The organism is Piscibacillus salipiscarius (genome assembly GCF_042685285.1).
Lineage (GTDB): Bacteria > Bacillota > Bacilli > Bacillales > Alkalibacillaceae > Piscibacillus > Piscibacillus salipiscarius.
Window position 1 is genome coordinate 102,116 of sequence record NZ_JBHUMZ010000011.1, and the last position, 24,862, is coordinate 126,977.

General features: G+C 38.3%; 30 protein-coding genes, 1 riboswitch and 2 other annotated features. Of the genes, 14 read left to right on the forward strand and 16 right to left on the reverse strand.

From position 1 onward, the window contains the following. Positions 1-34: 34 nt before the first annotated feature. The 4 genes from trpC to trpE are packed head-to-tail and all read right to left on the reverse strand — an operon-like array spanning position 35 to position 3,741. The gene (gene trpC, locus ACFSW4_RS03305) at positions 35-820 is read right to left on the reverse strand and encodes an indole-3-glycerol phosphate synthase TrpC (RefSeq protein WP_369404791.1); all 786 of its coding nucleotides are present in this window, start codon (positions 818-820) and stop codon (positions 35-37) included. Further along, positions 817-1,845 carry an anthranilate phosphoribosyltransferase gene (gene trpD / locus ACFSW4_RS03310; RefSeq protein WP_054752072.1) on the reverse strand — a complete coding sequence of 343 codons (1,029 nt, stop codon included), beginning with the start codon at positions 1,843-1,845 and terminating at the stop codon, positions 817-819. The genes trpC and trpD overlap by 4 nt, the downstream gene beginning before the upstream one ends. Then, positions 1,817-2,428 carry an anthranilate synthase component II gene (locus tag ACFSW4_RS03315; RefSeq protein ID WP_377327430.1) on the reverse strand — a complete coding sequence of 204 codons (612 nt, stop codon included), beginning with the start codon at positions 2,426-2,428 and terminating at the stop codon, positions 1,817-1,819. The genes trpD and ACFSW4_RS03315 overlap by 29 nt, the downstream gene beginning before the upstream one ends. Further along, positions 2,425-3,741: an anthranilate synthase component I gene (gene trpE / locus ACFSW4_RS03320; protein WP_377327432.1), complete on the reverse strand. Its 1,317-nt coding sequence runs from the start codon at positions 3,739-3,741 to the stop codon at positions 2,425-2,427. The genes ACFSW4_RS03315 and trpE overlap by 4 nt, the downstream gene beginning before the upstream one ends. Positions 3,742-3,793: 52 nt before the next feature. Further along, positions 3,794-4,044, reverse strand: a binding site (T-box leader). A gap of 53 nt (positions 4,045-4,097) precedes the next feature. Beyond that, positions 4,098-4,349 (reverse strand) — a binding site (T-box leader). A 226-nt stretch (positions 4,350-4,575) separates the two neighbouring features. Between trpE and ACFSW4_RS03325 the strand changes: the two genes are divergently transcribed. Further along, positions 4,576-4,848 (forward strand): hypothetical protein, encoded by a 273-nt coding sequence (locus ACFSW4_RS03325; RefSeq protein WP_377327434.1) that lies wholly within the window; start codon positions 4,576-4,578, stop codon positions 4,846-4,848. A gap of 66 nt (positions 4,849-4,914) precedes the next feature. Here the strand turns inward: ACFSW4_RS03325 and qoxD are convergent, their stop codons facing one another. Genes qoxD through qoxA form a run of 4 tightly spaced genes read right to left on the reverse strand, consistent with a single transcriptional unit; the run spans position 4,915 to position 8,684 of the window. Then, the gene (gene qoxD, locus ACFSW4_RS03330; RefSeq protein WP_377327436.1) at positions 4,915-5,214 is read right to left on the reverse strand and encodes a cytochrome aa3 quinol oxidase subunit IV; all 300 of its coding nucleotides are present in this window, start codon (positions 5,212-5,214) and stop codon (positions 4,915-4,917) included. Beyond that, the gene (gene qoxC, locus ACFSW4_RS03335; protein WP_054752068.1) at positions 5,215-5,817 is read right to left on the reverse strand and encodes a cytochrome aa3 quinol oxidase subunit III; all 603 of its coding nucleotides are present in this window, start codon (positions 5,815-5,817) and stop codon (positions 5,215-5,217) included. A gap of 1 nt (position 5,818) precedes the next feature. Then, entirely contained in the window at positions 5,819-7,753 is a 1,935-nt protein-coding gene (gene qoxB, locus ACFSW4_RS03340; protein WP_377327439.1) for a cytochrome aa3 quinol oxidase subunit I, read from the reverse strand. Continuing rightward, positions 7,743-8,684, reverse strand: coding sequence for a cytochrome aa3 quinol oxidase subunit II (qoxA, locus tag ACFSW4_RS03345; RefSeq protein ID WP_377327441.1), 942 nt, complete (start codon positions 8,682-8,684; stop codon positions 7,743-7,745). The genes qoxB and qoxA overlap by 11 nt, the downstream gene beginning before the upstream one ends. A gap of 172 nt (positions 8,685-8,856) precedes the next feature. On the opposite strand from qoxA, the gene ACFSW4_RS03350 reads away from it, so the two are divergent. Further along, positions 8,857-9,819 (forward strand): threonine ammonia-lyase, encoded by a 963-nt coding sequence (locus ACFSW4_RS03350; protein ID WP_054752064.1) that lies wholly within the window; start codon positions 8,857-8,859, stop codon positions 9,817-9,819. Positions 9,820-9,821: 2 nt separating this feature from the next. Further along, the gene (locus ACFSW4_RS03355) at positions 9,822-10,169 is read left to right on the forward strand and encodes a nuclear transport factor 2 family protein (RefSeq protein ID WP_054752061.1); all 348 of its coding nucleotides are present in this window, start codon (positions 9,822-9,824) and stop codon (positions 10,167-10,169) included. Between the two features lie 306 nt (positions 10,170-10,475). Here the strand turns inward: ACFSW4_RS03355 and ACFSW4_RS03360 are convergent, their stop codons facing one another. The 4 genes from ACFSW4_RS03360 to ACFSW4_RS03375 are packed head-to-tail and all read right to left on the reverse strand — an operon-like array spanning position 10,476 to position 14,007. After that, positions 10,476-11,255, reverse strand: a complete 780-nt coding sequence (locus tag ACFSW4_RS03360; protein ID WP_377327443.1) for an energy-coupling factor transporter transmembrane component T family protein — start codon at positions 11,253-11,255, stop codon at positions 10,476-10,478. Continuing rightward, positions 11,239-12,816 (reverse strand): ABC transporter ATP-binding protein, encoded by a 1,578-nt coding sequence (locus ACFSW4_RS03365; protein WP_377327572.1) that lies wholly within the window; start codon positions 12,814-12,816, stop codon positions 11,239-11,241. The genes ACFSW4_RS03360 and ACFSW4_RS03365 overlap by 17 nt, the downstream gene beginning before the upstream one ends. Then, on the reverse strand, positions 12,800-13,405 hold the full coding sequence (locus tag ACFSW4_RS03370; protein ID WP_377327445.1) for an ECF transporter S component: 606 nt from the start codon (positions 13,403-13,405) through the stop codon (positions 12,800-12,802). Before ACFSW4_RS03370 ends, ACFSW4_RS03365 begins: the two co-directional genes overlap by 17 nt. A gap of 14 nt (positions 13,406-13,419) precedes the next feature. Then, positions 13,420-14,007, reverse strand: coding sequence for a YkoF family thiamine/hydroxymethylpyrimidine-binding protein (locus ACFSW4_RS03375; RefSeq protein WP_054752059.1), 588 nt, complete (start codon positions 14,005-14,007; stop codon positions 13,420-13,422). 92 nt (positions 14,008-14,099) lie between these two features. Beyond that, positions 14,100-14,204: riboswitch (TPP riboswitch) on the reverse strand. Between the two features lie 105 nt (positions 14,205-14,309). On the opposite strand from ACFSW4_RS03375, the gene ACFSW4_RS03380 reads away from it, so the two are divergent. The 6 genes from ACFSW4_RS03380 to ACFSW4_RS03405 all read left to right on the forward strand — a co-directional run bounded on the left by ACFSW4_RS03380 (position 14,310) and on the right by ACFSW4_RS03405 (position 18,019). Beyond that, a complete protein-coding gene (locus tag ACFSW4_RS03380) occupies positions 14,310-14,948 on the forward strand; it encodes an HD domain-containing protein (protein ID WP_377327447.1) in 639 nt (212 codons plus the stop codon). Between the two features lie 67 nt (positions 14,949-15,015). Continuing rightward, positions 15,016-15,528, forward strand: coding sequence for a hypothetical protein (locus ACFSW4_RS03385; protein WP_377327449.1), 513 nt, complete (start codon positions 15,016-15,018; stop codon positions 15,526-15,528). A 15-nt stretch (positions 15,529-15,543) separates the two neighbouring features. Next, the gene (locus tag ACFSW4_RS03390) at positions 15,544-16,563 is read left to right on the forward strand and encodes a DUF5667 domain-containing protein (protein WP_377327451.1); all 1,020 of its coding nucleotides are present in this window, start codon (positions 15,544-15,546) and stop codon (positions 16,561-16,563) included. 160 nt (positions 16,564-16,723) lie between these two features. Beyond that, a complete protein-coding gene (locus ACFSW4_RS03395; RefSeq protein ID WP_377327574.1) occupies positions 16,724-16,801 on the forward strand; it encodes a putative holin-like toxin in 78 nt (25 codons plus the stop codon). Between the two features lie 233 nt (positions 16,802-17,034). Further along, positions 17,035-17,385 carry a PadR family transcriptional regulator gene (locus ACFSW4_RS03400; protein WP_377327453.1) on the forward strand — a complete coding sequence of 117 codons (351 nt, stop codon included), beginning with the start codon at positions 17,035-17,037 and terminating at the stop codon, positions 17,383-17,385. Further along, on the forward strand, positions 17,375-18,019 hold the full coding sequence (locus ACFSW4_RS03405; RefSeq protein WP_054752052.1) for a permease prefix domain 1-containing protein: 645 nt from the start codon (positions 17,375-17,377) through the stop codon (positions 18,017-18,019). Before ACFSW4_RS03400 ends, ACFSW4_RS03405 begins: the two co-directional genes overlap by 11 nt. A gap of 154 nt (positions 18,020-18,173) precedes the next feature. On the opposite strand, the gene ACFSW4_RS03410 is transcribed toward ACFSW4_RS03405, so the two are convergent. Both ACFSW4_RS03410 and ACFSW4_RS03415 read right to left on the reverse strand, forming a co-directional pair. Further along, entirely contained in the window at positions 18,174-18,338 is a 165-nt protein-coding gene (locus tag ACFSW4_RS03410; protein ID WP_279401306.1) for a hypothetical protein, read from the reverse strand. A 36-nt stretch (positions 18,339-18,374) separates the two neighbouring features. After that, entirely contained in the window at positions 18,375-18,902 is a 528-nt protein-coding gene (locus tag ACFSW4_RS03415; protein ID WP_377327455.1) for a hypothetical protein, read from the reverse strand. 201 nt (positions 18,903-19,103) lie between these two features. Here ACFSW4_RS03415 and copZ point away from each other — a divergent pair, with 201 nt between their 5' ends. The 4 genes from copZ to ACFSW4_RS03435 all read left to right on the forward strand — a co-directional run bounded on the left by copZ (position 19,104) and on the right by ACFSW4_RS03435 (position 22,737). Beyond that, positions 19,104-19,313 (forward strand): copper chaperone CopZ, encoded by a 210-nt coding sequence (gene copZ, locus ACFSW4_RS03420; RefSeq protein ID WP_054752049.1) that lies wholly within the window; start codon positions 19,104-19,106, stop codon positions 19,311-19,313. 138 nt (positions 19,314-19,451) lie between these two features. Then, positions 19,452-19,769, forward strand: a complete 318-nt coding sequence (locus ACFSW4_RS03425) for a metal-sensing transcriptional repressor (RefSeq protein ID WP_054752047.1) — start codon at positions 19,452-19,454, stop codon at positions 19,767-19,769. Positions 19,770-19,782: 13 nt separating this feature from the next. Continuing rightward, positions 19,783-22,203: a heavy metal translocating P-type ATPase gene (locus ACFSW4_RS03430; RefSeq protein WP_054752045.1), complete on the forward strand. Its 2,421-nt coding sequence runs from the start codon at positions 19,783-19,785 to the stop codon at positions 22,201-22,203. 66 nt (positions 22,204-22,269) lie between these two features. Beyond that, positions 22,270-22,737, forward strand: a complete 468-nt coding sequence (locus ACFSW4_RS03435; protein ID WP_377327458.1) for a thioesterase family protein — start codon at positions 22,270-22,272, stop codon at positions 22,735-22,737. A gap of 33 nt (positions 22,738-22,770) precedes the next feature. Here ACFSW4_RS03435 and ACFSW4_RS03440 read toward each other — a convergent pair whose 3' ends face one another. Beyond that, positions 22,771-22,944 carry a YfhD family protein gene (locus ACFSW4_RS03440; RefSeq protein ID WP_279401305.1) on the reverse strand — a complete coding sequence of 58 codons (174 nt, stop codon included), beginning with the start codon at positions 22,942-22,944 and terminating at the stop codon, positions 22,771-22,773. Between the two features lie 53 nt (positions 22,945-22,997). Then, positions 22,998-23,765 carry a MerR family transcriptional regulator gene (locus ACFSW4_RS03445; protein WP_377327460.1) on the reverse strand — a complete coding sequence of 256 codons (768 nt, stop codon included), beginning with the start codon at positions 23,763-23,765 and terminating at the stop codon, positions 22,998-23,000. 148 nt (positions 23,766-23,913) lie between these two features. On the opposite strand from ACFSW4_RS03445, the gene ACFSW4_RS03450 reads away from it, so the two are divergent. Next, positions 23,914-24,822 (forward strand): hypothetical protein, encoded by a 909-nt coding sequence (locus ACFSW4_RS03450; protein WP_377327462.1) that lies wholly within the window; start codon positions 23,914-23,916, stop codon positions 24,820-24,822. Positions 24,823-24,862: the final 40 nt, after the last annotated feature.

Consider the following 24,862-nt stretch of genomic DNA (forward strand, 5'->3'; position numbering starts at 1 on the left):
AGTAAATTCATAAAAGTGTCTAGTAAATCATTGGTTACGAAACATGAACCCGTTCTACCCGAAGTTCATTTAATGAATCGACTACATGATCGCTCATCATAAGTGATTCACCAACGAGGATGCCGTGCGCTCCAGCTTGCGCGACCCTTTCGGCATCTTGACGCCCTTTAATTCCACTTTCACTAATGATGACGATATTTGGATCCTTAATTTTGCGAGCTAGTTTTTCGGTGACCCCTAAGTTAACTTGGAATGTTTTTAGGTCGCGGTTATTAATTCCGATAATTGTAGCTCCGACCTCAAGTGCCATTTCAAGCTCTTTTTCATTATGAACCTCTAGTAATACTTCCAGTCCAGCTTGTATAGCGTAATGGTGAAGGTCTTTAAGTCTAGTTAAATCTAAAGCCGCTGCAATTAGTAAAATCACATTAGCCCCGGTAAGCTTAGCTCGGTCGATTTGAATTTCTTCAATAATAAAATCCTTATTTAAAATAGGAAGCTCAATAGATGCTCTAACATTTGCTAAATCATCCATTGATCCTTTAAAAAAAGGCTGATCTGTTAGAACCGAGATTGCCGACGCTCCGCCAAGCTCGTAAAGTTTAGCCTGTTCACTTGGTGTCATGCCTACATTGATATTACCTTTGGATGGAGAAGCCCGTTTGATTTCGGCAATAACAGATAGATGGTTACTATTTAGGAAATGTTTGGATAATGAAGCATGATGAACAGAAGTTGCCTCTGCATAATTGAGACCAATTTGTTTTAAAATCCGAACTTCTTCTTGTTTCTTTTCTAATATCTGATCCAAAATGGTCATGATGACATGGCCTCCTTTCTTAACTTGCTGTACTCTTTTAGGTAATTCAATTTTTCTAAAGCACGCCCTGATGCTATGCTTTCTCTAGCACGTTCAACACCATCCTTGATGTTAGAAGCAATGCCGCATGAATATAAACCAAGCCCTGCATTCAGTAAAACTGTATCTAAATATGCCCCAGGTTCACCGTTTAGTACTTTTAACAAAATATCTGCATTTTCCTTAGCGTCACCACCACGAATGGCTTCATTAGGGTACGTGCTAAGCCCGACTTCCTCAGGTTTTAGAGTGAACGGAATAAGTTCACCTTGATCGAGTAAAACTAAATGATTTTCGCCAGCAAGCGAGGCTTCATCCATATGTCCTGCACCATTCACAACAATGCTTCTGGAACGTCCTAATTGATTTAATACAGCTGCCATTTTCATTAACATGTCTCGGCGATACACACCGAGAAACTGTGTCTGAAGTTCAACAGGATTAGTCAGTGGCCCAATAAAATTGAAAATAGTCGGAACACCAAGGTCTGTTCTTACTTTCATAATCCGTTTCAAACGAGGGTGTACGTATGGTGCGAATAAAAACGCGATTCCATTTGTTTCAAGTAATTCCTCAACTTCATCACCAGTAAAATCAAGTGCAATACCTAATTCTTCTAATACATCGGCACTCCCTGTTTTACTGGAGACACTGCGATTACCATGTTTAGCAATTTTCGCACCAGCACCAGCTAATACAAAAGCTGATGTCGTGCTGATATTAAAACTGCTTGAACCATCCCCGCCTGTTCCGCAGTTATCCATGACGTTAAACGCTTGAGGATGTACCGTCATCGCATTCTCTCTTAATACTTCGACAATAGCCGCAATCTCTTCTGCGGATTCTCCTCTAACTCTTAAAGCTGTTAAAACAGAGGCAATTTCACTATCTGAAGTGCGTTCTTCAAACAAAGATTGCGCAACGAGACTCATTTCACCTTTGGTTAGTTTTTGACCATTAGTTAGCTTGAGTAATAATTCTTTCATGGTCATGCTCCTTTCGAATTGAATTAATAAATTGATGAATCATTCGTTTTCCTTCTAATGTGCCAATGGATTCAGGATGAAATTGCAAGCCGTAAACGGGATAGTCTTTATGTTTGATAGCCATTAATTCACCGTCATCCATGGCCACTGCTAGTTTATTGATGTTTGGTGGTAATGAAGCAGGATCAATGACTAATGAGTGATATCTCATGACGTCAACAGGCTGTGGTAAATATTGAAATGGCCCAGTGCCGTTATGCCTAATTAATGATGTTTTACCATGTTTGACGTCTTTAGCACGTTTAATATGAGCACCAAAAGCAGCTCCGATCACTTGATGTCCTAAACAAATACCCAAAATTGGTATAGTTTGATAATAAGTCTTTACAACTTCGACGCTAATGCCTGCTTGGTTCGGTTTCCCTGGCCCAGGAGAAATGATTATGGCGTTAGGTGACAAGTTTTGAATCTCTTCAACTGTAATTGCATCATTTCGTTTTACAATGACCTCCTCATTAAGCTCTCGGATGTACTGAAACAGGTTATAGGTAAACGAATCATAGTTATCAATTAGTAAGATCATGTATTCACCTCCATTAAAGCGCGTGCTTTATTAAGTGTTTCATCGAACTCTTTAGAAGGAATGGAATCGTGGACGACACCTGCACCTGCTTGAACATGTGCCTTACCATCTTTTAACACCATCGTGCGAATCGCTAATGCGAAATCTATGTTCCCGTCTATACTGATGTAACCAACAGCGCCTGAGTACACGCCACGTTTGATGGTCTCTAAATGATTTAAAATTTGCATTGCTTTAATCTTTGGTGCACCGCTCACAGTACCTGCCGGAAGACAAGCTTTTAATGCTTGAAGCGGTGTATAATTTGGGTCAAGCTTCCCTGAAACTTCTGAGACGATGTGCATAACGTAGCGATAACGTTCGATGACCATGTATTTCGTTAGTTCAATCGTTCCAGGAAGACAAATTCTGCCCAAATCGTTTCTTCCTAAATCAACGAGCATCCGGTGTTCAGCAATTTCTTTTTCATCACTTAACAACTCCTTCTCAAAATCAAGGTCCTCTATTAAAGTCTGACCACGTTTACGAGTACCTGCGATCGGGTTTGTCTTAACGACCTCATCTTGAACCTTGATTAAGCTTTCCGGTGAAGCTCCGAGGACAATGTAATCTTGAAAATCTACGTAAAACATATAAGGTGATGGATTTGTTTTTCTAAGCTGCCGGTAAAAAGTGAAGGGATCTCCTTTATAGTCAGCAGATAATCGCTGAGACAAGACGGCTTGAAAAAGGTCGCCATCTAATATATGCTCCTTTATTTTTCTAACAGTTTCTTCATAATTTGTTTGTTCGATATTCGATCGAAAAGGGGAGAGGTGGAAGTCACTTAATTCTTCCTTCCCTTGAGTTAATTGGTGCTCCATCTCATCTAAAGATGTAGTTAAATCTATTTGTTCATTTGTAATCCAGCGGTCCATGGCAACCAAGTAGATCTTTTGAAATAAGTGATCATACACAATGACTTTTTCGTAAAACATCAAGTGAATGTCTGGCATATCTAATGGGTCAGGAAGCGTATGCCCGATTGATTCAAATTGCCTGACTGCATCATATGCCACATAACCGACCCCTCCAGCTGGAAATGGGATATCAAGAGAGACCTCTAAATTAGGTAGTAATAATTGTTCGAGATGATCAAATGATTCTGTTTTCATTTCGTAAAAAGGTTCAGCCCCAATAATGGAATAACGTCCTGAATCTTCATGCTTTAATGAGCTTTCAAGTAAAAACTTCTTTTTCCCTTTTAGCTTTAAAAATATTGAGATAGGTGTTAGCGTGTCGCCTTCAATAACTCTGTAATTCATTCGAACCATTTTCTTTCCTCCTCATAAAAAAAGTCCCCTGCAAACACAGTTAAATGTGTCTACAGAGGACGATTCACTCGCGGTGCCACCTCAGTTGAAAAGGATAAACTTTTCCACTCAATTCAGGTACGGGAAATCTTACTTCCGATACCCTATCCTGTTAACGGAGGAATGCCGGGTTTCCATACTTGTCATACGTTCAGGTCACCTCTCGTAAGTCCATTCAGGAACACGTATCGTGCTAGCTCTCACCAAATGCTAACTCTCTGTAACGAATCCGTGAGCCTTACTCCTCTTACTCGTTGATTTAAGTTATATAGTTGTGGTTCGACTTTTAACCAATAAAAAAGGGTTTCCCATCCTATAATAAGGACGGGAAACCCGTGGTGCCACCTTTGTTGACTGCTATTGCAGTCCACTTTAGCCGTATCGAAGCGAGTTGCTTGAATACGTGTCTCTTGTAACGATGAGACATTCGCTAGCCATACTAATAACAAATCGTTACGTTGGGCTAGAGGCTCAGAAGTCCATTCCTTTTACGTCATACGCTAGTTCACACCAACCACTAGCTCTCTGAAGTAATTCGTAAAAGTACTCCTCTTCATCAACGCCGAACCGTTTCTAAATTGTTATTGAATATCATATGATGGATTAGATAAAATGTCAATGATTAATCGTTATAAAATTTCACAATTAGTTAAAAAGCAATAAGACAAGTTTCATATAAGTGTTGATAGTGGTAGGTTAAAAACATGGCACTAACAAAAAAATGTCTTTTTTGTGTCAAAAATGTGGAAGCTTTGTTACAATAATAGTAACAACACGTGACGGAGGTGACCTGATATGGGAATCGCATTAATGTTTATGATCTTAGCAAGCGTTGCGCCATACTTGTTCTACCTATTAAATAAAAAATGGCTCGCAGGTGTGCAAACCGTATTAGTCCTTGGTATGTGGGTATATGCGATTAACACTCACTTGATCGGGATAGACCCTGGCATGCTCTCGCTAACTTGGATGTCATTTTATTTAAGTTTTATTCTAGCTGAAGTAGCATGGGTCATGTTTATTATTCGCGAAGTTAAATCGTCTGAAAAAACTTCTTTAAGTTATTAAAAGGTGAATACAGAATAAAAAAATCCTCATCTCAAATTTATTGAGATGAGGATTTTCTTAATTTAATTAGAAACCATAAACCATAACAAAGAGTGATCCTGCTACGACAATGGCAGCTGCGACAAATCCATGGAACATCATATTCCAAGGGATGTGACCGTTTTGGCTTTCAGGTTCAACGATATGCATAAACATGACGAGCTGAATCCCTGCTTGGATAATGGCAAGTGCCATAATGATGGTAATGATCCAGTTCGTAGATAAATCTGAACCTACAGCCGTCCATGCAGCAATAATCGTTAAAACGAGTGATAAAACAAAGCCAATGATATGCTGTGTTGGAATTCTTTTTGTTTGGTTTGACATTTAAACCACCATCCCAATCAAGTAGACACTTGTAAAGATAAAAATCCAAATGACGTCAAGAAAGTGCCAGTACAAGCTAATGATAAACACTTTTCGACTCGTGACGTTCGTTATGCCTTTTTTAACTAGTTGAATCAAGAGCAAGATTGCCCAGCCAATACCTAACGTTACGTGCAAGCCATGTGTACCGGCTAGCACATAAAAGCTAGACCAATAGGCACTCGATGGTAGAGTTGCTCCTTCGTGAGTGTAATGAACAAACTCGTAAATTTCAAAACCTAGAAACCCTAACCCTAATACAAGGGTAATGATTAACCAAGTTATTAATCCTTTCTTTGATCCATGACGCATTTGATGGATCGCAATCCCGCACGTGAAACTACTTGTCAGTAGCAGGAATGTCATAATTAATACGATATCTATTTCAAACAGCTCACTTGGTAGCGGTGCATCAGCAGTTCGGCCGAATAACACAGCATAGGTGGCGAATAAGGTCGAGAACAGTACAACCTCAGCCGCCAAGAAAATCCAGAAACCTAAAATACTCATCTGACTATGCTCTGTTTGATATTCTAATGGGGCATTCTTTACATTAGATTCCATGTTATAACCCCCTCAATTGACGTTCAGTTTCTTTGATTTCGTCGACTTCAACGTGATGACCGTCATCGTCATCAAAGGATCTTACTACCATCATGACAAGTACGCCCACTAAGAAAATAATAGCTAGCGTAATCCATTCAAAAACTAATGCAAAGCTGGACATAAATAGTAGAGCCATCATAATAATTGGCTGACCAGTGTTATTCGGCATGTGAATCGGCTCAAGTTTCGATTCATCATAGGTTGATTCATTTCGTTTCTTCATTTCTGTAAATGCATCTAGACTGCTTATCGTTGGCACCGTGGCAAAGTTGTAATGTGGAACAGGCGTTGGTGTAGCCCATTCGAGTGTACGACCATCCCAAGAATCACCAGTCGTTTCACGTTTACTATTTCGATAACTGTAGTAAATGTTAAAGACAAAAATGGCAAATCCTAATCCCATTCCAAATGCACCAATGGTCGAAATAAAGTTTAACGTGAACCATTCAGGCCCCGTGTCAAAGATCCGGCGCGGCATACCATCTAGCCCTAAGAAATACTGAGGGAAGAAGGTAACGTGGAAGCCGATAACAAACAACCAGAAACTTAGCTTACCAAATTTCTCATTCAGTTTATGATTAAACATTTTTGGATACCAGTATTCAAGTCCAGCAAAACAAGCAAACACGGTTCCGGCAATTAAAACATAGTGGAAGTGTGCTATTAAGAAATAAGAATTATGAAACTGGTAGTCAGCAGCTGCCATACCGAGCATGACGCCGGTGACACCCCCAATGACGAAGCTTGGTATAAAGGCTAATGCCCAAAGCATTGGCGTTGTAAACTGAATCTTAGATTTATAGAGTGTCCCAAGCCAGTTAAAGATCTTAACCCCAGTTGGCACAGCAATCAGCATTGTTGAAACTGAGAACACGGAGTTGACAAAGGCTCCAGCCCCCATCGTAAAGAAGTGGTGAACCCATACTAAGAAACTAAGTCCAGCAATTAAAATCATGGACCAGACCATTGCTTTATAACCAAATAACTGCTTCTTCGCAAATGTCGCAATAACTTCAGAGAAAATTCCGAACGCTGGTAAAATAACGATATAGACCTCAGGGTGCCCCCACATCCAGAAGAGGTTTGCCCACATCATTGGCAGTCCTTCACCTGATAATGTAAAGAACTGTGAACCAAAGATTCGGTCAATCGTCATTAGAGCTAAAGCGACCGTCAAAATCGGAAATGCAAATATGATAATAAATGTTGTGACTAATGTCGACCAAGTAAAGATCGGCATTTGGAATAACTTCATTCCAGGTGCTCGCATTTTTAGAATCGTAACCATTAAGTTGATTCCGGTAGCAAGAGTACCAATCCCAGATAGTTGTAAACCTAGTAAATAGAAGTTTTGCCCTGGACCAGGACTCATGGCTGCTCCAGCTAGTGGTGTATAACTGGTCCAACCTGCATCAGGTGACCCGCCAATGACGAACGAAATATTAAAGAGTAACGCCCCGAAAAAGAACGACCAAAAACTAAGTGCGTTCACATAAGGAAAGGCGAAGTCTCGCGCACCGATTTGTAGTGGGACAATAATATTCATTAAGCCAATTAAAAACGGCATAGCCATGAATATAATCATAACCGTTCCATGCGTAGTGAAAATCTCATTATAGTGCTGAGTGTTTAGAAAGTTTAAATCAGGAAAAGCCAGCTGTACGCGCATCATCAGGGCGTCAACACCACCGCGAAACAGCATGGCAAGTGCACTTAAGATATACATAATCCCAATTTTCTTATGATCAACCGTTGTGAGCCATTCTCTCCATAACCAGCCCCATCTTTTAAAATAGGTTAGTAGAAAGATAATGGCGCTAGTCACTAATACTATAGCGACCATGCCTGCATAGATTAATGGCTCACCTGTTACGAAAAATTCATCAAGACTCATCATCGTCACCTTCTTCCTCGTATTCAGTTAAACTTTTAATATGAAGGTGTTTGTCATAAGCACCTAAATGTCGATTGATTGAATAATCACTATTCATCATTGTGCTATGATCAACCCAATCTAGGTGGGTATTAGAAAAAGCCATTTCTCCAGTAATTCCCGGTTTTAATAGTTGATTATATTGCTCCTGTGTTAATTTAGGCTTTTCATTCTGTATCTGACTAACCCAATTGTTAAACTCTTCTTCAGGTTCAGCGTGTACTTTGAAGGTCTGAAGAGAGAAACCCTCACCATTAAAATTGGAGTTTCGCCCATCGTATACGCCTACTTCATCTGCTTGAAGGTATAGAACAGTCTGCATACCAGCCATATTATATTTTTGACCACCAAGGGCCGGGATCCATAAAGCAGCCATCGAATCCGCTGAAGTTAGTCGGAATTCGATTGCACGGTCAGTTGGTATGTGTAAATAATTGACTGTTTCGATATTTTGTTCCGGATAACTAAAGAACCATTTCCAATCTGCTGATGTCGCATGAATCACAAGCGGTTCTTGTTCACTTGATGACTTAGGTGGCTTTTCTAAATCAAATAATGTCTCAACAGTTGGTATGGACAGTAACGTCACAATAATTAACGGGATTGCTGTCCAAAGTATTTCAATTTTTAAATTCCCGTGAATTTCTGGATTATAATCTTTGTCGCCACGACCAGGTCGATCACGATATTTAATAACCATAAATCCAAATAAAACAAAGACCACTACGACAATTCCTAACATAAACCAAAGGGAATAAACGATAAGGTCTTTTTGGTTTTGACCAACTGGACCTTTAGGGTCTAATACTGTTAACTCGCTACAACCAGTCAGAAGAAGGAAAAATCCTCCAATCAATATTAAATACAATAATTTTTTATATATCATGAGCAATCACTCCATACCTTCATGTTTAAGCTCCACTTTTATTGTATATAGACCATATACCACATTTGAACCGAGTTAACTCTTTTGTAAGACTTTCATCACAGATTTGTTGAAGTGTTGACATAATATGTTCAAAAAGGGAAACTATAAACTAACTCAAAAGTAGGGAGTGCTGTTGATGGTTCAATTAGAGGATGTTTTGAGAGCACGAGGTAGAATTGTAGATACAGTTAAAACAACCCCCATTTTAAAATCACGTCAGTTATCCGAAAAAGTTGGCGCACAAGTATTTATTAAGTCAGAGCATTTACAGACGACGGGTTCTTTTAAAATTCGAGGGGCAACGAATCGGGTTATTCAGGCAAAAGAAGAAGGTGCTAAGTTTGTGACAGCTGCTTCATCAGGCAATCATGGTCAGGCTGTTGCCTACATTGCTAATCAACTCGAAATTCCTGCAACTATCGTTGTACCGACAGATGCGAGCGAAAGTAAAGTCAGCGCGATTAAACAATATAATGGATCAATTGAATACTGCGGAACAACCTCGGCCGAGAGAATTCCTCGGGCTAAGGAACTTGCAACGGAGTTAGATGGAGTGTTTATACCACCCTATGATCACCCTGACATCATAGCAGGTCAAGGCACAGTTGGATTAGAAATTTTAGAACAAGTAGAAGAAGTTGATACGGTTATTGTTCCTGTTGGAGGAGGCGGATTAAGCTCAGGTGTCTTAACAGCTATAAAAGAGAAGAAACCTAGTGTTCGAGTGATCGGGGTTGAACCTGAACTTGGAAACGATACGCAAGTTTCTTTGGAAAAAGGCGTGGTCACACCTGCCGACGGAACAGATCAAACGATTGCGGACGGATTAAGAACAACTCAACCTGGTGACTTAACATTTCCCATTCTGCAAAAATACCTTGATGACCTTGTGTTGGTCAGTGAAGAAGAAATTCGTTATGCCATTCGCTTTGTCATGGAGCGGATTAAACAAATTATTGAACCATCAAGTGCAACGACCGTAGCGGTAGCGCTATATCGTGATTTAGGTTTGCAGAAGGATAAAGTAGTGTGTATTAGTTCAGGAGGTAACGTTGATTTAAATAAACTTAGTGATCTAATAAATGTAGTGGGGGAGTAGCTATGGAAAAATTGGAAAATCATCTGAAAGGGTTAGAAGAGCAGTTATTATTAAAACGAAAAGAAGACTTTGAAGACCTGTTGGCTGATGACTTTTTTGAATATGGGTCGTCAGGGAATACTTATAATAAAGAAGACCAATTAGCAGCATTTAAAGGAGAAAGTCACGAGAGAAATGTTGTCTATCAATTGTCTAACTTTGACATGACTCAACTGGCAGATGACGTTGCACATGTAACCTATAAAGTATTTAATGAACAGACGGAGCAGTACTCATTAAGAAGCTCAATTTGGCGACAATGCAACGGCAAGTGGCAGATGTTTTTTCATCAAGGGACGATGACAAATTAGTACTCAACAGAAGATTATCCAATAGTTGGTGAACTAGATTCTATGCTTAGGAACGTTAACTTTAAGAGCATTCGTTGGGTGCAGACGGGACCTTATCATTGGGCTGTCGTCGCACGCAAGTCGACTTTAGAAAGTGGCCGATAAATTTTAAAAACTGACTGATATTTTTAGAAAACCGACTGATAAAATCAAAAAAGTGACCGATATTTTTGAAGAACTGAACGATAAAATCCAAAAACCGACCGATATAAGTCAAAAACTGACCGATATCAAAAGGAAAACGCGTCCGCGGACGCGTTTTTTCATTTAAAAGGTTCTTCCAAATATATTTAGATAACCTAACGTGTAAGAAAGATAGAATGCTAGAGCTAGTGCACTGACCATGGATGCAAGGAACACCCAATCTCGTTTCTGAACTCTTATATCATGATAATGTGTTCGGTTTCGGCTGCCGGTAAAACCTTTTGATTCCATTGCATTGGCGACACGTTCCGATTTTCGAATGGCGTTAGCCAGTAGCGGGATCATATAGCGTTTAAGCCGCTGAACACGTCCTTTTACCCCTTTAGTACGACTGACACCTCTAACTTGATGTGCTTGACGTAACAGGTCTAGTTCATGTTTAAACAATGGTAAAAATCTGTATCCCGCCAATATCCCGTAAGTTAATTTGGGTGGAAGTTTCAATTGTTGCATCAAACTTAACATTAGTTTAGTTGCGTCGGTTGTTAATGCAAATAGTAATGTTAGTGCAATGAAACACATCGACCTTAAAGCCAGACTAATCCCTACTTGTAAACTGCCAGTCGTAATCTCAATCCACCAAAAATGAACTAGAAGCTCGCCTCCAGCATATTTTTCATCTGTATGAAGCATCGATGTCCAAGCTAATCCAAGAGAGAACAAGGATAAGGGTATGAAGAACATAAACCACTTCTTCAAATTAATTCCTGAAAACAGAAATGTCACTACTAATAAAAACACCAAAAATACAAGTGGTGTTAATATATCAAAAGCTAAACTAAGCACGAGTCCTGGGATCACAATTGCAATGATTTTAATACTTGGGTTAATGGTTGATACCAATTGTAACCACCTCGCTTCGTTCGATCCGGTAAGGCTTGCGTAATCGGGCTTGTTTTAGAAGGTTATCATTCTTCCATAAGTCATTAGGCTTACCGTCCAATGCAATCTCACCTTGATCTAACACAATGACCCGATCAGCATATTGGTCTACTAACTCCATGTCATGAGTAACCATTGTAACGGCAGTTCCTTGCCGTTTTAATTGAGTGATTAGTTTCATCAGTTCAAGTGTAGTCGATGCATCTTGACCAAACGTTGGTTCATCAAATAATAGTAAATCAGGGTTTTCATCTAACATCGTTGCAACACTTAAGCGACGTTTCTGACCACCACTTAAAGAGAAAGGATTGCTAAACTTATGATCTGTTAGCTGAAACGTTTCTAATAACCGGTTAACGACATGTTTAATTTTATTCTCAGACAACCCATTTAACCTCATGCCGAAAGCTAACTCATCATAGACTGTATCGGCGATGAACTGATGCTCAGGATTTTGAAAAACGAATCCCGTTCGTTTTCTAAGTTCGCTTTCATTCCAGTTTTCTAATGGTAGATCTAAGAACGTCATATCGCCTCGCTCAGGCTTGAGCAGTCTCGCCATTAACTGAAGTAAGGTTGATTTCCCGGCCCCGTTCTCACCAACGATGGCGACAAGTTCTCCGCAGCGAATGTCAAAAGATATTCCATTTAGAACCTTTTTCTTTTTTCTAAAGAACGACAAGTCATTTACTGATAGGCATGGCTGTGTATTTGGCACAAACGAAGTCGGTGGTTTCTGATTAAAGAGATCATCGGATGTTTTAGGTAAAAATAATCCTTCTTCTTTTAACGTTGTGATATAGTCACGAAAAACTTTTTGAGGCTCATCGTCTACCATCAATTCACCATTATGGTTGAGAACCATCACTCGGTTCATAAGGTCAATCCAGTCATCAGCTTGGTGCTCAATAACAAGAATGCTCATATTAATTTGTTGTTGGAGTTCACCGATTAAGCCTACGAACTCCAGACTAGAAACAGGGTCGAGATTCGCCGTTGGTTCATCTAAAATTAATAGTTCAGGTTTCATTAATAAGACGGCAGCTAAGGCAATTTTTTGCTTTTGCCCGCCAGATAACTCATGGATGTTACTGTGTTTATATTCCGTCATTCCTATAAGCTCAAGCACTTCATCTATTTTTTGAATCATTTGGTTTCGAGGTACTGATAAATTTTCTAACGTAAAAGCAAGTTCATCTTCAACTTTTATCATGCAAAATTGACTTTCGGGGTCTTGGAACACAATTCCTATTCGTTGGTTCAATTCCCCTTTTTTAAATTTATCAAGATGAGTCTCTTGAAAATATAGATCGCCTGAAGCATACCCCTCGACAGTATCAGGATATAACCCATTTAAACATAACGCGAGCGTACTTTTACCTGAACCGCTTGCGCCTATTAATAAAATCGAATCACCTTCATTAATGGTCAAACTAAGGTTATTGATTACTGGTTTTTCTTGTCCTTCAAAAGAGAAGCTGAAGTTCTTGAGCGTAATTAGTGGGCTATGCGACATGATCATCACGTTTTCGCTTCTTGATCTCTTTTCCTAACGCGTAGCCTTGAAGGACACCTGTTTTCGCAAGCTGATCACTAATGAATTTACCTAAGAGGCCAGTGATGATGATGGCGCTTATGATTCGAGTGACAAATAATAAGGTTACAACCCAGTTCTCATAAGCATCAAACCCGCCTGCGAAGAAGTGGTACGGAAAGCTTAAACAAGCTGCACCCACACCAGATAACATTAAAATGTGCAGGCGATAATCTTTCCACCTTGTCGCTGCGAATGCTAACTCTGCCCCCAAACCTTGTATGGCACCAGAGATTAATAACTGAGGTCCAGTCGTTGACCCTGCTAGGACTTCAACTAATGCTGCAACCATTTCAGCTAAAAACGCCGCACCAGGCTTTCTTATAATGTAAGCGGCGATGACTGAAACAATAAACCAAATGCCATAAATGATTTCATAACCCATATCAGCAAGTCCGAACGGGGCAAAAAAGCCATATAGAACTTTTCCAACACCAAAGAATGCTAAATAAATAAACCCAAAAACAACACCTAAAATCGACATTAAAACAATCTCTTTAAGTTTCCATTGATTCATGGTTCACCTCTCCTTTAATTGTTTGATGGGCTATTAGCCGATATCGTAAATGTCATAGTCACGTGTGAAACTTCTTGTTGAACTTGGTTAAAAGATTCGCGTAACGTTTTAAAGATATTTTTAACATCACCATCTAAACGAGTGGCATAGTGTGATGCGCTCACTTTAACATCACGCTCTTTTGACAAATCGATTTGATTCATAATTTGTTCCATGTAATCTTCTCGCCCCATTGGGTATAGCGAAAACTTACATCCAGCCTTTTGCTCTAGCTCTTGGATGTTTGCTTGGTTCTGTGGTTCATTCGTCTCATCCATATAAACATCTCCAGGTGAATCCCCTGGGCAGCCAATCGAGAACGTACCACTCATGGCAACATGTTCACCTGTTTTTGCTGCGTGTAGGAAAATGGCCTCTGTCACATCAAAAATGTGAACTATTTTTCCGCGAATACACGTACTCACATCGTCTGTATCTTTCCAGACTTTTGATGTATCGACTTCTTCTAACGCCGATAAAATAATGTCGACAAATTGGTCGCTCATCGGATAAAGGGTGAACTGGCATCCCGCAATACGACTTGTTCCACATTGATTTGTCATGAAAATCTCCTCCCTATAATTTTTTTATAAATTAAAAAAACTGCACTCCCGTGGGAATGCAGTTGACCTGTACGAAAATTCACCTGTACTTCAGACAGTCTCCTACACTTCCCCACGCTAGTATTATCTAGATCGGGTTTTAAGGGTCGGGCGATTGCCCTCTCAGCCACTTGCTTGTAGCTCCCCTAGTGTTGATTCGGTTATGCAGTTTTCTTACACTTAAAAATATAACATGTAAAAATAATTTGTAAAGTTAAAAAATTTATTTAGTATTTAAAGTACAGTTAAAGGAGGGGTTACTTATGGACCCTATAAATCTTACGAGAGATTTTGTTAAAAAAGAACTGGAAAACGAGGGTACTGGTCACGATTGGTGGCACATTGAGCGTGTAACTAACTTGGCCAATCGAATAGCAGATGAAGAAAATGCTGATCCATTCATTTGTACAATGTCTGCACTTCTTCATGACCTAGCTGATGAGAAACTAAACGAATCTGAAGAAGCTGGCCTCAAACGTGTTAAAAATTGGTTAGATGATCTTAAAATTCCTCAACTACAGCAAGAGCATATTTTATACATTATTAAGACCATTTCATATAAAGGTGGCCAAGGCCCTAAGCTAACTAGTTTAGAAGCCAAAGTAGTTCAGGATGCTGACCGTCTAGACGCGATTGGAGCTATTGGAATTGCTCGTTGTTTTACTTATGCGGGTTCAAAGGGCAATCTAATACATCACCCTGATGTGGAACCTCGGGAAGGTATGACTAAAGAAGAATATAGCAAACGTGATGGAACTGCCATCAATCATTTTTATGAAAAACTCCTAAAATTAAAAGACCTTATGAATACTAGAACGGGGTATAATATCGCAAAAGAACGACATAACATGATGAAACAATTTTTAGCAGAATTTTTCGACGAATGGAGTGGAAAAAAGTAAAAAGCCCACACAAATTTTGAAGAATCCCGAAATGTATGAGTAGTTTGATTGAGGGAGAGGTACATAAATGCGTAACAAGTGGATTTATTTTTTGATTACTGGATTGATTGTTCTATCTGGTTGTGGGGCTGATGCTGAAGAAAAAAAGGATGAGCCTCAAGATAACAAAGAAGAGCAGGTAGAAAAAGACAATTCTAGTAAAGTCTTATATGAAAATGGTGCACTTATAGTTAAAGATACTTCTGGTTGGTCAGTAGGAAAAGAAGAAAAGAACCCTTTAACAGTCAGTTTCAATCACCAACACATAAAAGCAATTGTGACAATATTTGATACACAAAAAAGTTTTAATCAAATTAAAGATGAACTGATTGCAGGTGCGGGAGATGTAGAAGTGATTGAGGAAGAGGAAGATTACTTTTCCTACCAATCGAAAAATAAAGAAAGCATTAAAACAGAAGTTTATCTTAAACAAAATGGTCAGCAGACGTTGGTACTTTCTTTCTTAGCTAATAAGAATCAGTTTGATGAACTTAGTGACACCATTAAAGAATTCCAATCAGCAGTTAAATTAAAAAATTAGGAAGGGATGAGGAAATTGAAAAAGTTTTTATTTGCTCTAATAACGAGTACATTGTTAATTGGAGGGGCTGTTCAGGCAGAAGAGAATCCAACAGAAGATCAGTCTTATGTTAGTCCAGATTCAGAAGTCTACCATATGAGTCGCTTTATGGAACAAGCTGAGTATGAATTGACTGAGGACAAAACAATTAAGGCTTTGCTTCAGGATGGGTTTGCAGAAGAAAGGTTAGCAGAAATTAAAGAACTTATTGAAATGGATAGCCAAGAAGAAGTTGATGAGCTATTTAAAGAATATGAGCAGCATTTAGAAGAAATTAAGAAAAACCTTGAGGCGGCAAAGGCTGAAGGTGAAGACGTTACAGAAGTAGAAGAAACGGTGGAAAAAAATAAAGAACAGCAAGCAATTAGTCTTGAAGAACTTATAAATCATGAAGAGTTATCTCAGGAAACTAAAGACGAATTAGAACAGGTTCTAGTACAACACGACGATGATACAACAGAAGAAGAAAGTACAAGTGAAGAGGATACAACTGATGAACCTGTAGAAGAAGATGAAGAAAAAGAAAAACATGAAAGTAAAGACGAAGCAGAAAAGAAAGTTAAGGAAACTGAACGTAAGTTAGCGAAAGAAAAAGAACAAGCAACTAAAAAGTTAGATAAGGCAAAAGAAGAGGCAGATCGTGAGCTAGCTAAAGTTATCGCTGAATTAGAGCGTGAATTAGCTAAGGCTGAAAGTGAAGAAAAAGCAGAAGAAAAAATCGATAAAGCCGAGCGTAAAATTGAAAAGATTCTAAGTAAATTAGAATGGAAAACAGAAAAAGCTAAATCTAAAGCTGAAGAGAAAGCTGAGAAGGCTTTAGAAAAATTGGAAGAAAAGATAGAAGATCTAGATGAAAAAGAAGACCGTGACGATGAGGATGATCGTGAAGAAGCAGAACGCGAAGACGATCACGATGAAGAAGACAAAGAAGATAAAGACGAAGATAATGATGATGACGAAGAAGATGGCGAAGATGACGACCGTGAAGAAGATTAATGATATTAACCCTGCTAGATTATCTAGTGGGGTTTTTTATGTGAAAAATAGGTAAAGAGGTCCAGTATGTATAGTTAATTTTTAGTCAATGTTGTTAATGTACAATAAGGCTTTTAGGGTGGTGGCTCGCCCCTATTCTTACGTGGAGGGGGTGATGCCTATGACGGTGTATGAAGCCATGATGATCATGCTAGCGTTTGGATCATTGGTGGCGTTAATACTGTCAGAAAAAAAGTAACCACCCATGTGCCTGGTCAGCGTTAGGGTCGTTACGATTCTAAAAGCGAGCCGCCCCATTGAAGGGCTATTGTACGTAGCCGTTGGTGTGCTTGCACCAACGGTTATTTTTATTTTATACGAATCTGTTATTTATATTATAACCACTTATGAAAAAAAATTAAACATGTTTAACATATTACTTTGACACAAATAGTAATATGTATTATGATATAGTTCAGGAGGCGAAGTAAAATGAGTTCAAACATATCAACAGACTTGATTCGTGGTCATACGGTCACAATTATCTTAAACATCTTAAGACAAGGTGATAGTTATGGCTATGAAATATACAAGAAGATTATTGAGCTAAGTCAAAATCAATATGAGTTAAAGGAAGCAACACTGTATACAGCTTTTAGGCGTTTACAAAAAGATGGTTTAATTACGTCTTATTGGGGTGACGAAACTCAAGGCGGACGCCGTAAATATTACCGAATAACTGACGATGGCTTAAAAAAATATGAACAAAACAAAGAAGAATGGTTTTTTGCCAAAGATGTGTTAGATCAACTAATAACAGGAGGGGATTCCAATGAATCTTAATGAAGAAGTTAGAAAATATATTGATGATTTATTTAAAGATGTTGGTAAGAGTCAGCAATTATTTGATCTGAAACAAGAACTTATAACTAATATGCATGAACGAATTAAGGACTATCAAAAACAAGGCTTGTCGGATGAAGAAGCTTTTAGAGAAGCAAAGGTATCAATGGGTGATTTAAGTGGCTTAGTCGATGATATGCGTGAAGCAGGAAAAGAAGAAGCAAAAGGAGAGGTGTACAGTTCGATGACAAATCGAATTTCTACAGGTGGGATTGTCATAAGTGTGATGTTAATTTTATTTGGTCTACTCATGACTGTTAGTATGAACTTCATGGATGTACCAGGGCCAGCTAAATCAGGAACAAGTATTTTTATAGTTATTGGCGGTGCGATTTTAACCTATAGTATACTTGCGAGAGAGACAGACAAGAAGTATGCGATGAACCAAGTTCGTGCTGTGTTATATGCATTAGCCGTAGGAATTTTACTATTCGGGGCTTTTGTTGGTGTTACGTCAGGACTTGCAACTGGTGAAATGTTTATCGCATTCTCATCAAGCACCATTTTTCTTGTAATCGGGATTGGTTTATTAGTTACGTTATTGTTAACGACAAAATTCAATCGTACGAAGTAATGTCTCAATATTTTGAACTCAATGTCCTATAAAATGGCTTCAATGTCTCATAAAACGTGTTGAATACGTTTTCGACAAAACTCATGTCTCAGAAATTCAAAATATTGTCCTATAAATAATAAAAAGGCTTCCAAATTTGCTGGAAGCCTTTACTCTATGTATAATCATTTTTCTTATCAAGTAATTCAATAATCCGTTTGTTTTGTTCCACTTGTTTATGATTATAATCTCTAATCTGTAAAATCCATATGATGACCAATATTGTGAGTACAATAGGTATTAAAGTTATAATTAATCCTATAAATGAAAAACCACCCATGCTCAGTCCCTCCTCCTATGTCTATACTAGCAAATTTTAAATATCTTGACCATGATGCTCGTGTTGATTAGGGATATGCTGGTGAATTTCATCATTAGGAAATAAAAAAAATATCGTCGTAACTAAAACACATAGTAAGATTAAATAAGAATATTTTAACTCGTACTGCTTGGCAATAGAAAAAACAGTTATTCCCACCAAAAAAGCTAACCCAATCATGAGTAAGAATAGACCATCGTGCTGTTCAAACATCATAATGAGCATGATCCCCATCATCGATGCCATTAAGCCAGAGAAAAAGCCCTCAATCTGGCACTTTACTCCAAACCTCATCCCGACCCCCATGCCAACTAATGCGGATAGCACTATGGCGATTAATGTAGCCACTAATGCTTGTCCACCGAACCAAACCCATACAAGAAATCCGATGGTTAACCCATTGGACGAAGTCAGTACCATCGTTGTGATCATAGATTCCATTTGTTTGCCTGATGGATGAATAAAAAATATGATGATCAACAAATTAATTAATATAATTGCACTAGAAAAAATGACCACGCTCATAGGTGAGCCTCCTTAAATTTCATTTACTCTAATAAGATATACGCTTGTCTTTAAGTTTATGATAAAAATACTTTGAGGGGGTATCATGTAAGTAAGCTATATATTAGTTAAAGAATTATTGAGATTATTGAGCACTAACATTGAATACCTTTCGGGGGTATGATATATTGAAGTCAGAAAATACAAGAAAGGGGTTATACTATGAAAGAATTAACACTTACAGTACAAGGTATGTCTTGTGGCCATTGTGTATCTTCAGTTGAAGGTGCTTTAAAAGAATTAGATGGTGTATCAGAAGTTAACGTTAACTTAGGTGAAGGGAAAGTTGATGTTAAGTTTGACGACTCAAAAGTTTCTGTGGATCAGATGAAAGAAGCTATTGATGAACAAGGTTACGATGTCGTAGCTTAAATAGGTTCCCCGTTCAATATGAGCGGGGTTCTTTTATAAACCAATTTCTTGTATCAGAAGTTAATAAAATAAATCACCCCTTTTTTGTTGACAATATGCATTAGGGGGGTATAGTATATAACTAAGAGGTGAAAATAAATGGATCAAAAAGACGTAAAAATAGTTAATCAAGATGAACCGGTTGTTCCTCGTACGAATTCAGAAAAAGAGGGTATTAGCAACCGTTTAAAAAGAATAGAGGGTCAGGTAAGAGGGCTTCAAAAAATGGTTGAAGAAGATCGCTATTGTGTCGATGTATTAGTTCAGATTTCAGCCGTTCAAGCTGCCCTGGATAAAGTAGGTTACCAAATGCTCGAACGTCATGCGAAGATGTGTGTGACGAACGCAGTTAAGGAAGGTAACGGAGATGAATACATGGATGAACTGATGAAAGTGATCAAACAGTATTCTAAGTAAGGGAGTGAATCAGATGGCACTAGATGAGAAAGATCAAAAACAAACCCAATTAGATATAACGGGCATGACTTGTTCAGCCTGTTCGACTAGAATTGAAAAAGTTCTAAATAAAATGGATGGGGTCGATGCGAACGTAAATTTATCGATGGAAAAGGCATCGGTCTCATTTGATGAGAACCAAGCAAGTGTTCACGACGTCATTGAACGCATTCAAAAACTAGGGTATGGCGTGCAAGAAGAAAAAATTGAACTCGATATTAGAGGGATGACATGCGCGGCTTGCTCAACACGAATCGAAAAGGGCCTTTCTAAAATGGAAGGAATCTCTCAAGCTAATATTAATTTAGCCACTGAGTCCGGAACAGTTGAGTATACCCCTGGTGTGGTATCGACTGACGATGTGATCGAGAAAGTAAAGAAACTAGGATATGAAGCCGTCGTTAAACAAGATAATGAAGAAAAGGAGTCACACAAAGAGAAAGAAATTAGAGAGAAGAAAAACCTTTTTATTTTCTCTGCGATTTTATCTTTCCCATTATTATTAACGATGCTAGGTCATATGCCGATTGATTTAGGGTTTTCAGCACCAGCTTTTATTGAATACCCATGGACGCAGTTCGTATTAGCGACGATTGTTCAATTTTACGTTGGATGGCCATTTTATACTGGTGCTTATAGAGCGCTCGTTAATAAAAGTGCCAACATGGACGTATTAGTCGCATTAGGTACATCCGCAGCGTATCTATACAGCGTGGTTCAAACGTTGTTATGGCAAACGGGTACAATTGAACACGCGGAATTGTATTTTGAAACCAGTGCGATTTTAATCACACTCATCATATTAGGTAAATATTTTGAAGCACTCGCCAAAGGACGAACGACAGCAGCTATTACCAATTTATTAAAGCTACAGGCTAAAGAAGCAACAGTCCTTAGAGATGGTAAAGAGGAACGTATCCCAGTAGAACAAGTAAAAGTCGGTGATTACATCATCGTTAAACCAGGTGAAAAAATTCCAGTTGATGGTGAAGTAATCGAAGGTTCTACTTCTATTGATGAATCAATGATTACAGGTGAATCGATTCCTGTTGATAAAAGCCAGGAAGATCCAGTTATTGGTTCGACGATTAATAAAAATGGTACTATTACCATGATTGCTAAGAAAGTCGGTAAAGATACGGCACTTGCTGGCATCATTAAAATTGTGGAAGATGCGCAAGGATCAAAAGCTCCAATTCAAAGAATGGCTGATAAAATTTCAGGAATCTTTGTTCCTATAGTCGTAGGCATAGCCGTTATAACATTTTTAGTCTGGTTCTTGATTGTGGACCCAGGCGTTTGGTCATCAGCACTAGAAGCGTCTATAGCAGTATTAGTCATTGCTTGCCCTTGCGCGTTGGGACTTGCAACACCAACATCGATTATGGTTGGTTCAGGACGGGGTGCTGAAAAAGGGATTCTCTTTAAAGGCGGAGAATATTTAGAAGGGACCCAAGCCATTGAAGCCGTTTTATTAGATAAAACAGGTACAATCACAGAAGGTAAACCGCGTGTAACGAACGTTATGACTGTTTCCGGATCTGAGGATGATTTTGCTTTAGTTGCCGCAGCTGAGAAGCGTTCTGAGCATCCACTTGCAGAAGCAGTTATGGCCTATGCAACAGAACAAGACGTGGATGTTCAAGATCCAGCTACATTTGAAGCTGTATCTGGTCATGGAATTGAGGCAAGTGTGGAAGGTCATGATGTTCTAGTAGGTACAAGAAAATTATTAATGGAAAAAGGAATTAACACAGAGTTTGCCGAAGAGAAACTACAAGAGTTTGAAAAAGAAGGTAAAACATCTGTTTTAGCTGCGATTGATCGAGAGTTACGTTTCGTTATAGCAATAGCTGATACAGTTAAACCTACTTCAAAAGCAGCAATTGAAGAGCTCCAAGAAATCGGAATCGAAGTCTATATGATGACTGGAGATAACACTCGAACAGCGAAGGCGGTTGCTAGAGAAGTTGGAATTTCTGAAGAAAATGTATTCGCTGAAGTTTTACCAGAGCATAAAGCCGACCAAGTAAAAAAATTACAGGATGCTGGAAAGAAAGTGGCAATGGTTGGTGATGGGATAAATGATGCACCAGCATTAGCTATAGCGGATATTGGTATGGCAATTGGTACAGGGACAGATGTTGCCATAGAAGCAGCTGACGTAACATTAGTTGGCGGCGATTTAACCAATATATCACAAGCTGTTAGATTAAGTAAGAAAACGATGCGTAATATCAGACAAAACCTGTTCTGGGCACTCTTTTACAATAGTATGGGGATCCCAGTTGCAGCATTAGGCTTACTTGCACCGTGGGTTGCTGGAGCAGCAATGGCATTTAGTTCAGTCTCCGTAGTTTCCAACTCATTACGATTGAAAAAACAAAGAATATAATTAACATGCTTGCAGGTGGAGCCTGCAAGCATGTTTTACATCTAAAACGAAATAGGAGGAATATGAATGGCAATCCCGTTAAATTATACAGTTCAGGTTCAAGAGGGTTGGGTTGATTATAATGGACATATGAATGATGCAGAATATGCGAAAGTGTTTAGTAAAGCAGGTTTTCAGATGATGCTCAGTATGGGGATTACCAGAGAAAAATTAAATGATTATAACTATACATATTTTACTTTAGAAACTCATATTTGCTATTTAAAAGAAATCTTATTAGGTGAAAAAGTTCAATTGGAATGGCAATTAATTGATTTTGATCATAAAAGAATGCATGTATTCTTTAGAATGAAAAAAGAAGATGGTACACCTGTTGCAACGAGTGAACAAATGGTAATCGGAGTGAGTTCAGAAACCCGTAAGTCTGCTTCTTTTCCAGGAGAGTTTTTAAACTTGATTGAAGAAGCGTGGATGACACATAAGGAGTTAGACAAGCCAAAGGAAATCGGGAGAGTCATCGGTATTAAAAGGTAGAAACGCTTGGAAGAGATCCCAAGCGTTTCAATTCTATCGTTTCTGGTTCTGTTGACGTCGCTCAGCTTCTCGCGCTCTTGCTTGTGCTTCTAAGTCTTCTTGATCTGCCATTGACTGAGAAAACTCGACATCTTCAGCGCGAAGCTGATTTTTAGGCGTTTGTGCCATTGGGTTTTTGCTTTTTGTTTTGTGTTCATCTTTACCCATACGATCACCTCATTACAAAGAATTAAGGTTAGTATGTGTTAAAAAGTGATGCGTCATTCAGGGAAATTATCGCTATAAATATGCATGGCATCCCGCATAAATTCAGCTAATCCTTCACCGTACTGATCAATATTTCGTGTGAAACGTTGATCGCTAACGTACATATCCCCTAACCCTTTAAACATTTCAGGTGAACATTCATAAAAGTTGTCATGAATCAATGAATGCCACTCCCCTATAACAGTTTGAACTTCTGCATCGTTCGGTGTGTGTTCATCCATTAGGTTAGCCAATCGTTTGTAAATACTATCTGATCGCTCTTGAATGGTTTTCCAATCTTGCTTAGTATAGGCTGATGTCCGTTTTTGTGACTGTCTATAAGCATCTGTGTGACCATATTTTTCTTCAGTTTCTTTAGCGTACTTTTCTTGATGAGCATTAATCTCATCCATACTAAAATTCTCAAACATTTTCTTCTTACTCATTTTTTGATCCTCCTTTAGTGAGTAAATGGTTTCATCGACTGTTGTTAGAAGCCGTTCGAGGCGACGTTTCTTCTTTTTAAGTAAAGTTTTATGATTTTCTAATGCTTCAAGTTGGTCGAAGTTTTGGTTAATCATGATCTCCTTAATCTGATTCAGTGAAAAATCCAGCTCTTTAAAAAATAGTATTTGCTGAAGCTTTCTTAAGCTGTCGTCATCATAATAACGATAACCGTTTTTAGCTACTTTAGAAGGCTTTAAAAGTCCAATACGATCATAATGATGTAGTGTGCGCACACTTACTCCTGATAACTTTGCAACTTCTTTAACCAAATACATAACATCACCTCTGTTTTTAATATAAACTATTACGTTACGTTAGGGTCAATGAATTTGTTAGCTAATTTTAAAAGATGGTTCATTGTCAGCTCTTGAAAATGAAACTTATAAATTTATCATATATAATAAATGATAGGGAGGGGATGACATGCTCAATACGTCTTATAACCAGATAGTTAACACAGCAATGATTGGTACATACGAAAAAATTAATGTAAATGATGTTGTTTCGTTAGCACTAGATGAGCAATTAAAGCCTTCGAATGAAGATGGGGAAAGAGTGTTATTTTTAGGAATTGATCTTCAAAATGATTTTATGGAAGAAGGGGCGATAGGTGTACCTGGTGCACATCAAGATGTTGAACGGATTACTAGGTTTTTATATAACAACATGGAACGGATTACTAATATTGCTGTGTCGTTAGATACTCATGGATTGCATCAAATCTTTCATCCTACATGGTGGGTAGATCCTGAAGGGAAGCACCCTGAACCATTAACAATTATTACCACGAACGATTTAAAAGAAGATAAATGGAAACCGGTTATTAAACAAGAAGCAAGTATTGAATATGTTAAAAATTTAGAAGAAAAAGGGCAAAAAAATCTGTGCATTTGGCCTTATCATTGTATCGAGGGAACACCTGGTGCTGCTTTAGAAAATCAATTTTCAAAAATGATTCACTTTCATTCGATAGCACGTCAAACGAATGTCAAAAAGGTTGTTAAAGGTCAAGACTCCCTTAGTGAAATGTACGGTATTATTAAACCAGAATATAGTCAAAACGATCAGACTAATCATGAGTTACTTAATTATTTAGGTCAATTTGATAAATTAATAATTGCTGGAGAAGCAGAATCTCATTGTGTATATGAGTCAGTTCGACAAATTGCAGAGCACTTCTCTAATGATTTAAAATGGAAAAAGAATATTTTTGTTTTAACAGATGGAATGAGTTGCATTCCCGGATTTGAAGAAGAAAATAAAAAGGCATGGAAGGCATTATCTGACAAGTTCAATATTCAACTTGTCGAATCAACACAATTGAAGTTGTAGTTTTATGTGATTATTTCCCGGGTAATGTCGAAGAGAGGTG

What these genes read in the sequence shown, in the direction of transcription:
- trpC (WP_369404791.1), bottom strand. Translation starts at nt 820, where the DNA reads ATGACCATTTTGGATCAGATATTAGAAAAGAAACAAGAAGAAGTTCGG.
- trpD (WP_054752072.1), bottom strand. Translation starts at nt 1,845, where the DNA reads ATGAAAGAATTATTACTCAAGCTAACTAATGGTCAAAAACTAACCAAA.
- ACFSW4_RS03315 (WP_377327430.1), bottom strand. Translation starts at nt 2,428, where the DNA reads ATGATCTTACTAATTGATAACTATGATTCGTTTACCTATAACCTGTTT.
- trpE (WP_377327432.1), bottom strand. Translation starts at nt 3,741, where the DNA reads ATGGTTCGAATGAATTACAGAGTTATTGAAGGCGACACGCTAACACCT.
- ACFSW4_RS03325 (WP_377327434.1), top strand. Translation starts at nt 4,576, where the DNA reads ATGGGAATCGCATTAATGTTTATGATCTTAGCAAGCGTTGCGCCATAC.
- qoxD (WP_377327436.1), bottom strand. Translation starts at nt 5,214, where the DNA reads ATGTCAAACCAAACAAAAAGAATTCCAACACAGCATATCATTGGCTTT.
- qoxC (WP_054752068.1), bottom strand. Translation starts at nt 5,817, where the DNA reads ATGGAATCTAATGTAAAGAATGCCCCATTAGAATATCAAACAGAGCAT.
- qoxB (WP_377327439.1), bottom strand. Translation starts at nt 7,753, where the DNA reads ATGAGTCTTGATGAATTTTTCGTAACAGGTGAGCCATTAATCTATGCA.
- ACFSW4_RS03350 (WP_054752064.1), top strand. Translation starts at nt 8,857, where the DNA reads ATGGTTCAATTAGAGGATGTTTTGAGAGCACGAGGTAGAATTGTAGAT.
- ACFSW4_RS03355 (WP_054752061.1), top strand. Translation starts at nt 9,822, where the DNA reads ATGGAAAAATTGGAAAATCATCTGAAAGGGTTAGAAGAGCAGTTATTA.
- ACFSW4_RS03365 (WP_377327572.1), bottom strand. Translation starts at nt 12,816, where the DNA reads ATGATCATGTCGCATAGCCCACTAATTACGCTCAAGAACTTCAGCTTC.
- ACFSW4_RS03370 (WP_377327445.1), bottom strand. Translation starts at nt 13,405, where the DNA reads ATGAATCAATGGAAACTTAAAGAGATTGTTTTAATGTCGATTTTAGGT.
- ACFSW4_RS03375 (WP_054752059.1), bottom strand. Translation starts at nt 14,007, where the DNA reads ATGACAAATCAATGTGGAACAAGTCGTATTGCGGGATGCCAGTTCACC.
- ACFSW4_RS03380 (WP_377327447.1), top strand. Translation starts at nt 14,310, where the DNA reads ATGGACCCTATAAATCTTACGAGAGATTTTGTTAAAAAAGAACTGGAA.
- ACFSW4_RS03385 (WP_377327449.1), top strand. Translation starts at nt 15,016, where the DNA reads ATGCGTAACAAGTGGATTTATTTTTTGATTACTGGATTGATTGTTCTA.
- ACFSW4_RS03395 (WP_377327574.1), top strand. Translation starts at nt 16,724, where the DNA reads ATGACGGTGTATGAAGCCATGATGATCATGCTAGCGTTTGGATCATTG.
- ACFSW4_RS03400 (WP_377327453.1), top strand. Translation starts at nt 17,035, where the DNA reads ATGAGTTCAAACATATCAACAGACTTGATTCGTGGTCATACGGTCACA.
- ACFSW4_RS03405 (WP_054752052.1), top strand. Translation starts at nt 17,375, where the DNA reads ATGAATCTTAATGAAGAAGTTAGAAAATATATTGATGATTTATTTAAA.
- ACFSW4_RS03410 (WP_279401306.1), bottom strand. Translation starts at nt 18,338, where the DNA reads ATGGGTGGTTTTTCATTTATAGGATTAATTATAACTTTAATACCTATT.
- ACFSW4_RS03415 (WP_377327455.1), bottom strand. Translation starts at nt 18,902, where the DNA reads ATGAGCGTGGTCATTTTTTCTAGTGCAATTATATTAATTAATTTGTTG.
- copZ (WP_054752049.1), top strand. Translation starts at nt 19,104, where the DNA reads ATGAAAGAATTAACACTTACAGTACAAGGTATGTCTTGTGGCCATTGT.
- ACFSW4_RS03425 (WP_054752047.1), top strand. Translation starts at nt 19,452, where the DNA reads ATGGATCAAAAAGACGTAAAAATAGTTAATCAAGATGAACCGGTTGTT.
- ACFSW4_RS03430 (WP_054752045.1), top strand. Translation starts at nt 19,783, where the DNA reads ATGGCACTAGATGAGAAAGATCAAAAACAAACCCAATTAGATATAACG.
- ACFSW4_RS03435 (WP_377327458.1), top strand. Translation starts at nt 22,270, where the DNA reads ATGGCAATCCCGTTAAATTATACAGTTCAGGTTCAAGAGGGTTGGGTT.
- ACFSW4_RS03440 (WP_279401305.1), bottom strand. Translation starts at nt 22,944, where the DNA reads ATGGGTAAAGATGAACACAAAACAAAAAGCAAAAACCCAATGGCACAA.
- ACFSW4_RS03445 (WP_377327460.1), bottom strand. Translation starts at nt 23,765, where the DNA reads ATGTATTTGGTTAAAGAAGTTGCAAAGTTATCAGGAGTAAGTGTGCGC.
- ACFSW4_RS03450 (WP_377327462.1), top strand. Translation starts at nt 23,914, where the DNA reads ATGCTCAATACGTCTTATAACCAGATAGTTAACACAGCAATGATTGGT.